Here is a 13,181-nt window from a genome sequence, read left to right on the forward strand (position 1 = left end):
TCAAAAAATGATTAACCTGCCGCTTTTACCGCATCAGCAATCCGGTTAGCCATTTCAGAAATTAGTGCTTCTTCAGCATCACCTTCAACCATCACTCGGATTAATGGCTCAGTGCCTGATTTACGCAGCAGAACGCGGCCACGCTCGCCCAGTTCTTTTTCAACCTGGCGGGTAACTTCTCCAACTTTTTCAGATTCCAGTGGGTTATGATCACCGGAGAAACGCACATTGACCAGAATTTGTGGCATCAATTTCATGCCACTGCACAGGTCATGTAGGCTCATATGGTTACGCACCATCGCCGTCAGCACTTGCAGACCAGCAACAATGCCGTCACCGGTGGTAGTTTTATCCAACAAAATCACGTGGCCTGAGTTTTCAGCCCCAATACGCCAGCCTTTCTCTTGCATGGCTTCCAGCACGTAGCGGTCGCCCACTTTGGCACGAACAAAAGGAATGCCGAGCTGTTTCAGTGCAAGCTCTAGGCCCATGTTACTCATCAGGGTGCCAACAGCACCACCTTTAAGCTGCCCTTGGCGTAAGCCTTCACGGGCAATAATATACAGGATCTGGTCGCCATCAACCTTGTTGCCCAGGTGATCGACCATCATCAAGCGATCGCCGTCGCCGTCAAATGCCAGACCAACATGCGCCCCTTCAGCAAGCACACGCGCTTGCAGCAAGCGGACATCCGTAGCACCACATTCTTCATTGATATTCATACCATCTGGCTCACAGCCTATGGTGATAACATTGGCTCCGAGTTCACGCAGTACACTCGGTGCGATGTGATAAGTCGCCCCATTGGCGCAATCGACCACAATTTTCAGCTCATTCAAACTGAGTTCGCTCGGGAAGGTCCCCTTACAGAACTCAATGTAGCGGCCAGCAGCATCAACAATACGGTTAGCTTTACCCAGTTCGGCAGATTCTACGCAGGTTAATGGTTTTTCCATTTCAGCTTCAATAGCTTCTTCCACATCATCAGGCAGCTTGGTGCCATCAATTGAGAAGAATTTAATGCCATTATCATAGAAGGGATTATGGGAGGCTGAAATAACGATACCCGCCTCAGCACGGAAGGTTCGGGTTAGATAAGCCACTGCAGGTGTCGGCATTGGGCCGGTAAATAATGCAGATAACCCCGCTGCCGCAAGGCCAGCTTCAAGTGCTGATTCCAGCATATAACCAGAAATACGCGTATCTTTACCGATAATAATTTTACGAGAACCATGTCGAGCCAGTACCTTACCGGCGGCCCAGCCGAGCTTTAATACAAAATCAGGCGTAATCGGACTCTCACCCACTTTGCCGCGAATGCCATCTGTACCAAAGTATTTACGGTTACTCATAATTTTTGTTTATCCCTTCGCTGAAAGTGTTGCCTCGACGATACGCATCGCCTCGACAGTTTCTTGGACATCATGCACTCTGACAATCTTCGCACCTTGCATTGCGGCAATCACAGCGCAAGCGACACTCCCGATGACCCGTTGTGGTGGCGGAACATGTAATAGCTGGCCAACCATCGATTTTCGCGACATCCCGACCAACAGTGGCAACTCAAAATGATGGAGTTCGGCCAGACGTGCCAATAACTGGTAATTATGCGCCAGATTTTTACCGAAACCGAAGCCTGGGTCGAGTAACAATTTACTTTTTGCGATACCGGCCGCAACACAACGTTCGATATGGTACTCAAAGAACTGATTTATATCGGCCAGTAAGTCATCATAATGGGGAGACTGCTGCATACTTTGTGGCTGCCCCTGCATATGCATCAAGCACACTGGCAAGCCGGTTTGTGCCGCAGCCTCAAGCGCACCAGGCTCTTGTAATGAACGAATATCATTGATTAAGTGCGCACCGACACCTGCAGATGCCGTAATCACTGCCGCTTTAGAGGTGTCTACCGATAACCAGACATCAAAGCGTTTTGCCAGCGCTTCAACCACAGGTACCACCCGATCAAGCTCTTCTTGCTCACTGACTTGTGCGGCCCCTGGGCGGGTGGACTCACCACCGATATCAATCAGCGTAGCGCCTGCTGATATCATCAGTTCGGCATGTTGCAGAGCTTTATCCAGGTTGTTGTGACGCCCGCCATCCGAAAATGAATCAGGCGTGACATTCAGGATACCCATGACTTGCGGATGAGACAGATCCAGAACCCGATCTCTGGCCGTTAAATGCATGCGTTCACACCTTAAAAGTGGTAATTCACTTTGATTCTATATGACAGAAAAAGAAAAACCCCGGGCAAGCCCGAGGTTTATATTAATCACAACGCTTTTAGATGCCAACAGTTGACTTACTTATCGCTCAACTGCTCTGACATCGTATTGCCTGGCGTTGGGGTACTTGGTTCATCAATCGGTGTAGGAGCCTTTGGCGTAGTATCATTATCAGATGATTTATTTTTGATCGCATCATCCCAACCCGCTGGCGGGCGAACTTCTTTGCGATTCATCAAGTCATCAATCTGTGGTGCATCAATCGTTTCATACTTCATCAAAGCATCTTTCATGGTATGCAGAACATCCATGTTTTCCATCAGCAAAGTACGCGCACGCTGATAGTTACGCTCGACAAGTAACTTAACTTCCTGATCGATAATACGTGCGGTTTCATCAGACATATGCTTAGCTTTAGCAACAGAACGACCCAGGAAAACCTCGCCTTCTTCTTCTGCATACAGCAATGGCCCCAGTTTCTCGGAGAAACCCCACTGTGTCACCATGTTACGTGCGATAGACGTAGCAACTTTGATATCATTTGATGCACCGGTAGACACTTTTTCCGGGCCATAAATGATTTCTTCAGCAAGACGGCCACCATATAAGGTAGAGATCTGGCTTTCCAGTTTCTGACGACTGGCACTGATAGCATCGCCTTCTGGCAAGAAGAACGTCACACCCAACGCACGACCACGCGGAATAATGGTCACTTTATGTACTGGGTCATGTTCAGGCACCAGACGACCAATGATCGCATGGCCTGCTTCATGGTATGCCGTAGATTCTTTCTGCGCTTCTGTCATTACCATGGAGCGACGTTCCGCACCCATCATAATTTTGTCTTTTGCTTTCTCGAATTCAGCCATTGAAACGACACGTTTGTTACCGCGAGCGGCAAACAACGCAGCTTCGTTTACCAGGTTCGCCAAGTCAGCACCAGAGAAGCCAGGTGTACCACGGGCGATAACTGAAGCATCAATATCGGTATCTAATGGTACGCGGCGCATGTGAACTTTCAGAATCTGTTCACGACCACGGACATCAGGTAAACCCACCACAACCTGACGGTCAAAACGGCCTGGACGCAACAATGCAGGGTCAAGAACGTCTGGACGGTTAGTTGCCGCGATGACGATGATGCCTTCATTACCTTCAAAGCCATCCATCTCAACCAGCATTTGGTTCAGTGTTTGTTCACGTTCGTCATGACCCCCGCCCAAACCAGCACCACGTTGACGGCCTACCGCATCGATTTCATCGATAAAGATGATACAAGGCGCGGCTTTCTTAGCCTGCTCAAACATGTCACGGACACGGGATGCCCCCACACCAACGAACATTTCTACGAAGTCAGAACCAGAAATAGTGAAGAATGGCACTTTAGCTTCACCTGCAATGGCTTTCGCCAGCAAGGTTTTACCCGTTCCCGGAGGACCTACCATCAACACGCCTTTCGGGATCTTACCGCCCAGTTTCTGGAAGCGGCTTGGCTCACGCAGGTAGTCAACCAATTCACTGACTTCTTCTTTTGCTTCGTCGCAACCTGCCACATCAGCAAAAGAGGTTTTTATTTGATCTTCTGTCAGCATTCGGGCTTTGCTCTTGCCAAAGGACATTGCCCCTTTGCCGCCGCCGCCTTGCATTTGACGCATAAAGAAGATCCAGACCCCAATCAGCAATAGCATTGGGAACCAGGAAATAAAGATAGAGGCCAGCAAGCTCGGCTCTTCTGGTGGCTCACCAACAACTTTCACATTTTTAGTCAATAAGACATCTAACAGCTTTGGATCGTTGACCGGAATAAAAGTCGTATATTTGCTGTTATCTTTCTTACTGACGTTAATTTCACGTCCATTGATACGTGCTTCACGAACCTGATCTTGGGTTACATCGGACATGAAAGTAGAGTAATCCACTCTACGGCCATTCGATTCGCTGGGTCCAAAGCTCTGGAATACAGACATCAATACGACTGCAATAACTAACCAGAGAATTAGGTTTTTCGCCATGTCACTCAAGGGATTAACCTCATATTACAACTGTGTTAACAAACAGCGTTAGGGAACTACAGTTTCCGCCCTGTCGCTACAATGTACACTTCACGCGATCGCGCACGAGAAGCGTCTGGCTTACGAATCTTAACTTTCGTAAACAGGGAGCGAATTTCCCGTAGGTATTCATCAAAGCCATCTCCCTGGAACACTTTCACCAAGAAACTACCGCCTGGTGCAAGTACATCACGACACATTTCCAAAGCTAATTCAACCAGATACATTGATTTAGGTATATCGACTGCCGGAGTACCACTCATATTCGGGGCCATATCACACATGACCACCTGAACTTTTTTATCCCCAACACGCTCAAGTAAAGCTTTCAGGACCAGTTCATCACGAAAGTCGCCCTGAAGGAAATCGACACCAACGATAGGATCCATTGGTAGAAGATCACATGCGATGACCCGCCCTTTACCCCCGATCTGGGTTACAACATATTGGGACCAACCTCCGGGTGCAGCGCCTAAATCGACTACTGTCATACCGGGCTTAAAAAGTTTATCGTTCTGTTGTATTTCATCAAGTTTAAACCAGGCGCGGGAGCGAAGCCCCTTTTTCTGTGCCTGAATGACATATTTATCGCTAAAGTGTTCTTGTAACCAGCGACTAGAGCTACCTGAACGCTTTTTATTAGCCATCTCTTTTTCCAACTATCTTAATTAAGAGCCCGCGCATCTGTTGCTTAGCTTGCGTAAACTCCTTATCGGTGTAGACCGATTTGGTGATACACATGAGATGGCGGTAGAATGAACCGTTTTCAATCCCAACTTAAGCAAAAAAGACGATGAATCTGAATAACAAACAAAAACAACACCTCAAAAGCTTGGCCCATCCGTTAAAACCAGTAGTGATGCTGGGCAATAACGGGTTAACCGAAGGGGTGCTGGCTGAAATCGAACAAACGCTTGGACATCATGAACTTATTAAGGTGAAGATCACTGCTGAAGAGCGTGAAACCAAAGCCCTAATTGCTGATGCCATTGTGCGTGAGACCGGTGCCGTTAACGTCCAAATGATCGGTAACATATTAGTGCTCTATCGTCCGGCAAAAGAGCGCAAAATTATTTTACCGCGTTAATGACGCATGTTTTAGAGAAAAGGTGCCATGCACTTTGTTCTGATAAAAGGCCGCATGCGGCCTTTTACTTTTCTTTACAACTTCATTTTTAAAAAAAAACTGTATTTACTGCTTAGTCGGACCAGTATTACACATAATCTACGTTAAGAATTTCATATTCCACTTCGCCGCCTGGAGTACGGATGACAACCACGTCATCGACTTCCTTACCGATCAGGCCACGAGCGATAGGTGAGTTAACTGAAATAAGATTTTGTTTAAAATCAGCTTCGTCATCACCCACAATTCGGTATTGCTGCTCTTCTTCTGAATCCACATTTAATACACGTACAGTGCAACCAAAAATAACACGACCGTTATTTGGCATTCTGGTGATATCAATCACCTGCGCATTAGAAAGCTTGGCTTCGATTTCTTGAATCCGGCCTTCACAGAACCCCTGTTGCTCACGGGCTGCGTGATATTCCGCATTTTCTTTCAAATCGCCATGTTCGCGGGCAGTGGCGATATCAGCAATAATTTTAGGGCGACGAACGCCTTTTAAAAAATCCAGCTCTTCACGCAGTTTCTCTGCGCCATTTACCGTCATCGGAATCTGTTTCATCTTTTAAATACCTCTAAATCTATCCTGTTCAAAAAACCGTCATCCTAACGTTGTCGAATAAAAATGCGGTTAGCTTGATACCCTACCCGCCTCCAGGCGATAAACAAAAAAAAATCACCTCGGAGCCAAAACCCCAAGTCAGGTTCAATTCTGCATTTTGATATGCATTTTAACGTAGAGTTCCTTTAGGGTCATCGTTTACTTTCGCCCTCATTGCACCGTAGTATGGCAACACGTTACTCAGCAGTTATATCGAAATTATGCATTTTTCACGAATTGTCAGTGGATTGGCCTGTGCTATTGCGATCAATATCAGCATATCTGGTGCCAATGCGGCTCAGGTCGAGAATTACACACAGTATCTGCCTGATGGGGCAAATCTTGCGTTAGTGGTACAAAAAATCGGGGCCACGACCCCGGCGATAGACTATCACGCCCAGCAGATGGCATTACCTGCCAGTACGCAAAAAGTCCTGACCGCACTGGCCGCGTTATTGCAATTGGGTCCAGATTTTCGCTTCAATACCACGCTGGAAAGCCACGCTCCGATCACTGACGGTGTGTTGCGTGGCAATCTAATTGCCCGTTTTGATGGTGACCCTACCTTAACACGCCAACAGTTGCGTAATATGGTGGCTACGTTAAGAAAAGCAGGCGTCAAGCAAGTTGCGGGGGATTTGATCATTGATACTTCAGTTTTCGCCAGCCACGACAAAGCCCCAGGTTGGCCGTGGAACGACATGACGCAATGCTTTAGTGCCCCACCAGCAGCAGCTATTGTCGATCGTAACTGTTTTTCAGTCTCCCTTTACAGTGCGCCGAATCCAGGCGACATGGCATTTATCCGCGTCGCATCCTATTATCCGGTACAGATGTTCAGTGAAGTCCGCACATTAGCCAAAGGCTCCCCTGACGCACAATATTGTGAATTAGACGTCGTGCCAGGCGAATTAAATCGCTTCACCCTTACCGGTTGCCTAACACAGCGCAGCGAACCTTTGCCGCTGGCCTTTGCAGTACAAAATGGGGCCAGCTATGCCGGTGCTATTTTGAAAGATGAGCTGAAAAAAGCAGATATTCAAATTGATGGCAGCCTACGTCGCCAAACGACACCAGGCCCAGCGGGGAGCGTGTTGGCGCAAGCGCAGTCAGCACCGTTACATGACTTACTGAAAATTATGTTGAAAAAATCTGACAACATGATTGCCGATACCGTATTCAGAACCATTGGTCATCAGCGCTTTGGTGTACCTGGCACCTGGCGTGCGGGTGCCGATGCGGTGCGTCAGGTTTTGCGCCAGAAAGCTGGCGTAGATCTGGGCAACAGTATTGTCGTGGATGGCTCCGGCTTATCACGCCATAATCTCATTTCACCCGCAACCATGATGCAAGCTTTGCAATATATAGCTCAGCATGATCAAGAACTTAATTTTATCTCAATGCTACCCTTATCAGGCTATGACGGCACCTTACGTTATCGTGGTGGGCTGCACGAAGCAGGGGTCGACGGCAAAGTTTCGGCTAAAACCGGAGCCTTGCAAGGTGTGTACAATCTGGCTGGTTTTATTACCACAGCCAGTGGGCAACGTATGGCATTTGTACAATTCTTGTCAGGGTATGCGGTGCCACCTGAAGATCAAAAAAATCGTCGGGCACCATTGGTCCGTTTCGAAAGCCGGCTATATAAAGATATTTATCAAAATAACTGAGACTTTTATTAGCACAATTAAAAACTATGAAACTACTCATTGTTGAAGACGATGAACTGCTGCAAAAAGGGATAGCGATGGCTCTGACCAGTGAGGGCTATGCCTGCGACTGTGCCGGTACCGCAACGGAAGCGCACAGTTTGTTACAGACCAGTCAGTACAGCATGATAATCCTCGACCTTGGCTTGCCGGATCAAGATGGGGCCGTGTTATTACGTCAATGGCGACGCCAACATGTCACCCTACCCGTACTGATTCTCACTGCCCGCGACTCACTTGAAGACAGGGTTGACGGGCTGGATGCCGGGGCTGATGATTATCTCATCAAACCTTTCGCGCTCGCTGAGTTGCTGGCGCGTACCCGCGCGTTGATCCGGCGCTATCAGGGGCAGAGTGACAATTTGGTGCAGCAAGATGACCTGAGCCTTAACTTGTCAACACAGCAAGTGTATTTACAAGATCAGCCACTGGAAATCACCCCTAAAGAGTTTGCTATCCTCTCTCGCTTAATCATGCGAGCCGGTCAAACAGTCAACCGTGAGTTGTTGCAGCAGGATCTGTATACCTGGAATGATGATCTCGGTTCCAACACACTGGAAGTGCATATTCATAATCTACGCCGTAAGTTGGGCAAAGATCGTATCCGAACAGTACGTGGTATTGGTTATCGCCTGGAAATAGCATCATGATCAGTATGAGACGCCGTCTGATGTTATTGCTGGCGTTAATTTTATTGGTTACCCAGTTAATTAGCGCATTTTGGTTATGGCATGAAAGTCAGGAGCAAATAAGCTTTCTAGTTGATGAAACCCTTAGTGCAAAAGTTCGTAATGAACATGTTGATACAGAGATAGCCGAAGCCATTGCCTCACTACTTGCACCGTCGCTCATCATGATGAGCATCACCTTGTTGCTCTCTTTCTGGGCGATTAGTTGGATTATCCGCCCACTCGATCAATTGCAGCAAAAACTAGCTGAACGCTCGGCTGATAATCTGACTCCGGTGATTGTTAACAGCGATATGCAAGAAATCGTCTCTGTAACCTCAACATTTAATCAGCTGTTATCCCGGCTTTCCAATACGATTCAACAAGAACGTCTGTTCACCGCCGATGCCGCACATGAACTACGCACTCCCCTTGCCGGGATCCGCCTACACCTTGAGTTGATGGAACAACAAGGAATCACTGAGAGTAAATTATTGATTAACCGCATCGACTTATTAATGCATACCATTGAACAATTACTGATGTTATCCAGAGCAGGGCAAAATTTTGCCAGCGGCCTCTATCAGACTCTGGATTGGATAGAAAATGTGGTGCAACCACTGCAAGAAGAATTAAGGGAGATGTGCGACCTTCGGCAACAGGCCCTACAGTGGGAGTTCCCCGCTCACGCCCAGACTGAAGGCGATGCCACATTGCTGCGTTTGATGTTACGTAACTTGGTTGAAAATGCCCATCGCTACAGCCCGGTTGGTAGCCAGATCTCGGTCAAACTCACCACTGAAGATCAGGGCATCATGTTACGAGTCATCGATGAAGGACCAGGAATAAAGCAAGAACAAGCAGGCGAACTGACTCAAGCTTTCCGCCGTATGGATCAGCGCTATGGTGGGAGTGGCTTAGGGCTGAATATTGTGATCCGGATCGTTCAGTTGCATCAGGGGAGGTTAACCCTGGAGAACCGCCCTGACCGCCCTGGGCTACAAGCACAATGCTGGATACCGGCAACTACCCATAGCACGGCGTTACCTCAACTCAGTTAGTGTGCAATGCAAACCAAAGGGCCACCATCAATGAATGGCAGCCCTTGTTTGAATCATACTTTTTCAACAATAACGGGGGACATTAACGCTCGTAGATAAACTCTACACCGTCATCATCTTCTTCATCCCAATCGTCGTCATCTTCTTCTGTTTCCGCTTCTGCTTCCACTTCAGCCAGTTGTTCACGGTGATAGTCATCCCACATGAATTCAACTTTTTCTGGCGCGCTTTCAGCAATAGCCATCGCTTTTGGTTGCGAGTTAATAAAGCTCATTACATCCCAGCACAGCGCATTCACGTTTTCGCGATTCGCAGCAGAGATCATATAATACTTACCTTCCCATCCCAGAGCTTCTACAATGGCTTTAGCGCGGGTTTCAGCTTCTTCAGGGTCTACCAGGTCAATCTTATTGAAAACGAGCCAGCGTGGCTTCTCAGCGAGGTTTTCACTGTATTGCTGCAACTCATTAATAATGATTTTGGCATTTTGAACCGGATCAGATTCATCAATCGGTGCCAAATCGACTAAATGCAACAGCACGCGGCAACGTTCCAAATGCTTCAGGAAGCGAATACCCAGACCAGCACCTTCTGACGCGCCTTCAATCAAACCAGGAATATCGGCAACTACAAAGCTCTGCTCGTAATCCATACGCACTACACCCAAGCTTGGGATCAGGGTAGTAAATGGATAATCAGCAACTTTGGGTTTAGCCGCAGAAACCGCACGGATAAAGGTTGATTTACCGGCATTAGGTAGACCCAGCATCCCGACATCAGCCAGCAGCAACAGCTCTAACGTCAGATCGCGGGTTTCGCCTTCAGTACCCATGGTTTTCTGGCGCGGAGCGCGGTTAACCGAGGATTTGAAACGGGCATTACCTAATCCGTGGAACCCCCCTTTTGCTACCATCAGGCGCTGGCCATGGCGAGTCATATCACCCACAATCTCACCGGTTCCCTGATCCAGTATGCGTGTACCTACCGGGACTTTAATGGTGATATCTTTACCACGTTTGCCGGTACAGTCACGGCTCTGGCCATTCTGCCCACGTTCAGCACGGAAAGATTTCACAAAGTGGTAATCAATCAGTGTGTTGAGGTTTTCATCGGCCAGCAGATAAATATCGCCACCGTCGCCACCGTCGCCACCGTCAGGGCCACCATTAGGGATATATTTTTCACGACGGAAACTGACACAACCGTTACCACCGTCACCGGCTACAACCAAAATCGTAGCTTCATCAACAAACTTCATTTACTTTCTCCGTAAAAAACCAATAGATTGTATCTACTTGTTTTATATTAATTTTATCGGTTCTTTTCGGCGTATTTTCTAGCTCTCGTGATACACCTAGTGATACACGGTATATCGTAAAAACACGAACGCACCAGAACCAGCACGAACAAGGGGGCGCATTGTACTCGCTTCTATAGGAAATTTCATCTGTATTAAAAGTAGACAGCTAGCCAGAAAAGGCCACCTCTTGGCTGGCTGAACCTTAAACCAGTTGATTATATTGAATATGACTAGCGGTAATCTGATACCCACTCCAGTATGCAGACCTGCCATTAACGGTAATCGTCTGCCTCAACGGGCAAAGCATCAACTCAAGTGCCAACAGGTCAAACCCGACCACACACAATGGGTAAGGTGTCCGCTTGTCTGTCTCTACCTGAATAGTGACCATCGCCATCACTTTGCCTGCTTGGGTCTTGATGCGCTTGGGGTTTTTGGTGATCCTGCCAGTAATCGTTTTCAGCGAATAACCTGATATGCCAGAAAAATGAAGCAAGAAAAAGAGAGTTACCTGCAAATGGATGCCATTGTTAACGGTGCGTCCAGAGTAGCCAATCAAAGCACGGTGTAGACCCATTACCCTACGAGTTTCCACTACGTTTGACGAGCTGAGTGCATAAATGATGCATAAAGCTTCGGTGTAGGTCATGATGGCCTCCTCGTTAACGGTTTCGTGCTGTACGGACTGGAGGAAGGCTTGAACGTTACTATTTGTTACTAACTGGCTGGCTTTGGAACGCACACCATCGCCTTTAGCTTTACCGCCAGCTCTTCGGTATGTCTCGGTCTGATTGGCTCCCTCTAGCAGCGCGGTAACGAATCTGCGCTGTAATTGCGTCAGGGCATCGAAAAACGCCTTCTGTTCTTCTGTAAGCGTCATTTCGACGCCTCATCGTTTAACCGGTATAACATTTTCTCATTAACACGATAGCGCGTAAACTTTACCATTTCTTACCATCGGTTAACGTGTGACCGCCAGCCAATGAAAGGGCTTGAACCTTATGGCGTGGGCCTTTCTGAGCAAAATAGTCAATATGCTATTTATTTAGAGCGTCCTGATTTAGTTTATTTATGAGCTGTAGAACTTGTTCATATAGTTGCTTATTGTCAAGTTCATATTCCTCTCTGTCTGAGTCGGGATTATAGAGATCGGCCAAACAAAATATGCTTGATAAACATTCGCTCAATTTTTCATCGTCTTTAAGAGAGATATGCTGGTCACGCTCTATCCTCCAAAGCTCAATATAAGCATTCGCAAAAACCTGCGCTGACACTCTTTCATTAATAAATGATTTAGCGAATTCTAAAATAACTATGCTCATCGTAGAACTCCTGTCTAATAAGCTGGCTGCTCTACCAAGCCTCAATTACTCATGTGAGTCAATTTCGTTTAGCCAGCAATTAAAGTCTTCTTTTTCATATAAATACTCCCTGTCAGTTGTAGGTAAATCTGCTCCCCCCAAGCATTGAAGTATCTTCCAAACAACCTGATCGCTTACTCGAATGTGATCATCATCAATTATTTCAAACGCCCATTCAGAGGCGCTTGCCCGGTCAAGTTCCCCTGATATTAACTGAACGATTTTTTCTCTAATATTTGCTCTTGATGGCTGGTCTACTGACATTTTATCTTCTCCCTTGATAATTACCGTTTGTATCAAAAATACGGTGATTCTTGTCATTGACTACTGGTTTAGGGGCAACGCTCCTTATATTTCCAGAATGATCTACCGTCTCATACCATGTTCTTGTCTGACCTGACTTAGGGTCCCATTCTCTAACAAGTCTAGCACCTGCCATTTCCCCACTAGTTCTTGCTGGTGTCATTGTGCCATAAAACCTAAAACGTCCATTTTCTAATTCTTTGATACCACCTTGCCCATACTTTTCAGCCTGTCGGTAATAATCGTTTAGCTTTGAACTTTGCAAAGAACTAGTAGCACTATGCCTACCGATACTTTCCCTTTTTTTCGCAGAAATACTCTTTAGTTTTTCCAGTTTAGATACTGGATTACCTCTCTTGGCACCAAGTAAAATACCCGCAACGAGCATAGCGCCAGCAGTGTTTTCATTCAGCACCTGATCAAACCCTTCTGCCGCATCGCCACCCAGTTTTTTAGCGGTATCAGCAAACATTTCCGGGTTCTGGTTATACACACCACCCGCAGCAAGCAGACGACCTGCCGCCTTATTGTTGATGGTACTGAATGCTTTGGATATTGGCAGCTCCACAGCGGTAGCCCGCACCTGACGCTGAACCTGTGTTGGCCGTGGTTTCCCTCCTGACCGCTGGTAATCCCTTCGACTCACCGACTTACTGTATTCAGCAATAATCTTTTTCGTGCCACCAACGCGGAAAGCAAGCGGGTCGGTACAAATCAGTTTACCGTCATCGTCAATGTAGAACAGCCGGGCGGGGCCATAGATA

13 protein-coding genes and 1 pseudogene are annotated in these 13,181 nt (G+C 47.1%); 4 read left to right on the plus strand and 10 right to left on the minus strand.

What is annotated here, in order from left to right:
* Positions 1-11: 11 nt before the first annotated feature.
* The 4 genes from glmM to rlmE form a co-directional block, all read right to left on the minus strand.
* A complete protein-coding gene (gene glmM / locus AEP37_RS15330) occupies positions 12-1,352 on the minus strand; it encodes a phosphoglucosamine mutase (protein ID WP_049614148.1) in 1,341 nt (446 codons plus the stop codon).
* A 9-nt stretch (positions 1,353-1,361) separates the two neighbouring features.
* A complete protein-coding gene (gene folP, locus AEP37_RS15335; RefSeq protein ID WP_049614149.1) occupies positions 1,362-2,195 on the minus strand; it encodes a dihydropteroate synthase in 834 nt (277 codons plus the stop codon).
* Positions 2,196-2,311: 116 nt separating this feature from the next.
* On the minus strand, positions 2,312-4,246 hold the full coding sequence (ftsH, locus tag AEP37_RS15340) for an ATP-dependent zinc metalloprotease FtsH (protein WP_049614150.1): 1,935 nt from the start codon (positions 4,244-4,246) through the stop codon (positions 2,312-2,314).
* A gap of 56 nt (positions 4,247-4,302) precedes the next feature.
* Complete coding sequence (rlmE, locus tag AEP37_RS15345) at positions 4,303-4,932, minus strand: 23S rRNA (uridine(2552)-2'-O)-methyltransferase RlmE (RefSeq protein WP_049614151.1); 630 nt, start codon at positions 4,930-4,932, stop codon at positions 4,303-4,305.
* Positions 4,933-5,078: 146 nt separating this feature from the next.
* On the opposite strand from rlmE, the gene yhbY reads away from it, so the two are divergent.
* Entirely contained in the window at positions 5,079-5,372 is a 294-nt protein-coding gene (yhbY, locus tag AEP37_RS15350) for a ribosome assembly RNA-binding protein YhbY (RefSeq protein ID WP_049614152.1), read from the plus strand.
* A gap of 127 nt (positions 5,373-5,499) precedes the next feature.
* On the opposite strand, the gene greA is transcribed toward yhbY, so the two are convergent.
* Positions 5,500-5,976, minus strand: a complete 477-nt coding sequence (gene greA / locus AEP37_RS15355) for a transcription elongation factor GreA (protein WP_049614153.1) — start codon at positions 5,974-5,976, stop codon at positions 5,500-5,502.
* A 260-nt stretch (positions 5,977-6,236) separates the two neighbouring features.
* Here greA and dacB point away from each other — a divergent pair, with 260 nt between their 5' ends.
* From dacB to pmrB, 3 genes are read left to right on the plus strand one after another with little or no spacing between them, the layout of a single operon-like run.
* Positions 6,237-7,685, plus strand: a complete 1,449-nt coding sequence (gene dacB / locus AEP37_RS15360; RefSeq protein ID WP_049614154.1) for a serine-type D-Ala-D-Ala carboxypeptidase — start codon at positions 6,237-6,239, stop codon at positions 7,683-7,685.
* A 26-nt stretch (positions 7,686-7,711) separates the two neighbouring features.
* Positions 7,712-8,374 carry a two-component system response regulator PmrA gene (gene pmrA, locus AEP37_RS15365; protein WP_049614155.1) on the plus strand — a complete coding sequence of 221 codons (663 nt, stop codon included), beginning with the start codon at positions 7,712-7,714 and terminating at the stop codon, positions 8,372-8,374.
* Positions 8,371-9,453, plus strand: a complete 1,083-nt coding sequence (gene pmrB / locus AEP37_RS15370) for a two-component system sensor histidine kinase PmrB (protein WP_049614156.1) — start codon at positions 8,371-8,373, stop codon at positions 9,451-9,453. The genes pmrA and pmrB overlap by 4 nt, the downstream gene beginning before the upstream one ends.
* A gap of 82 nt (positions 9,454-9,535) precedes the next feature.
* Here pmrB and cgtA read toward each other — a convergent pair whose 3' ends face one another.
* From cgtA to AEP37_RS26960, 5 genes and pseudogenes are all read right to left on the minus strand, one after another.
* Positions 9,536-10,711: an Obg family GTPase CgtA gene (gene cgtA / locus AEP37_RS15375; protein ID WP_049614157.1), complete on the minus strand. Its 1,176-nt coding sequence runs from the start codon at positions 10,709-10,711 to the stop codon at positions 9,536-9,538.
* Between the two features lie 670 nt (positions 10,712-11,381).
* A pseudogene (locus AEP37_RS27740) lies at positions 11,382-11,633 on the minus strand (terminase small subunit); the annotation flags it as partial.
* Positions 11,634-11,790: 157 nt separating this feature from the next.
* Complete coding sequence (locus tag AEP37_RS15390) at positions 11,791-12,075, minus strand: colicin immunity domain-containing protein (protein ID WP_049614158.1); 285 nt, start codon at positions 12,073-12,075, stop codon at positions 11,791-11,793.
* 45 nt (positions 12,076-12,120) lie between these two features.
* Complete coding sequence (locus AEP37_RS15395; protein ID WP_025382022.1) at positions 12,121-12,324, minus strand: hypothetical protein; 204 nt, start codon at positions 12,322-12,324, stop codon at positions 12,121-12,123.
* A gap of 55 nt (positions 12,325-12,379) precedes the next feature.
* The coding region (locus AEP37_RS26960) for a hypothetical protein (RefSeq protein ID WP_072086320.1) at positions 12,380-13,181 on the minus strand (802 nt) is incomplete at its 5' end.

The organism is Yersinia pekkanenii (genome assembly GCF_001152565.1).
Lineage (GTDB): Bacteria > Pseudomonadota > Gammaproteobacteria > Enterobacterales > Enterobacteriaceae > Yersinia > Yersinia pekkanenii.

Bases quoted from the DNA above. Each gene is read 5' to 3' on its own strand.
- pmrB (WP_049614156.1), top strand. From the start codon at position 8,371: ATGATCAGTATGAGACGCCGTCTGATGTTATTGCTGGCGTTAATTTTA.
- cgtA (WP_049614157.1), bottom strand. From the start codon at position 10,711: ATGAAGTTTGTTGATGAAGCTACGATTTTGGTTGTAGCCGGTGACGGT.
- greA (WP_049614153.1), bottom strand. From the start codon at position 5,976: ATGAAACAGATTCCGATGACGGTAAATGGCGCAGAGAAACTGCGTGAA.
- dacB (WP_049614154.1), top strand. From the start codon at position 6,237: ATGCATTTTTCACGAATTGTCAGTGGATTGGCCTGTGCTATTGCGATC.
- AEP37_RS15390 (WP_049614158.1), bottom strand. From the start codon at position 12,075: ATGAGCATAGTTATTTTAGAATTCGCTAAATCATTTATTAATGAAAGA.
- ftsH (WP_049614150.1), bottom strand. From the start codon at position 4,246: ATGGCGAAAAACCTAATTCTCTGGTTAGTTATTGCAGTCGTATTGATG.
- rlmE (WP_049614151.1), bottom strand. From the start codon at position 4,932: ATGGCTAATAAAAAGCGTTCAGGTAGCTCTAGTCGCTGGTTACAAGAA.
- folP (WP_049614149.1), bottom strand. From the start codon at position 2,195: ATGCATTTAACGGCCAGAGATCGGGTTCTGGATCTGTCTCATCCGCAA.
- pmrA (WP_049614155.1), top strand. From the start codon at position 7,712: ATGAAACTACTCATTGTTGAAGACGATGAACTGCTGCAAAAAGGGATA.
- yhbY (WP_049614152.1), top strand. From the start codon at position 5,079: ATGAATCTGAATAACAAACAAAAACAACACCTCAAAAGCTTGGCCCAT.
- glmM (WP_049614148.1), bottom strand. From the start codon at position 1,352: ATGAGTAACCGTAAATACTTTGGTACAGATGGCATTCGCGGCAAAGTG.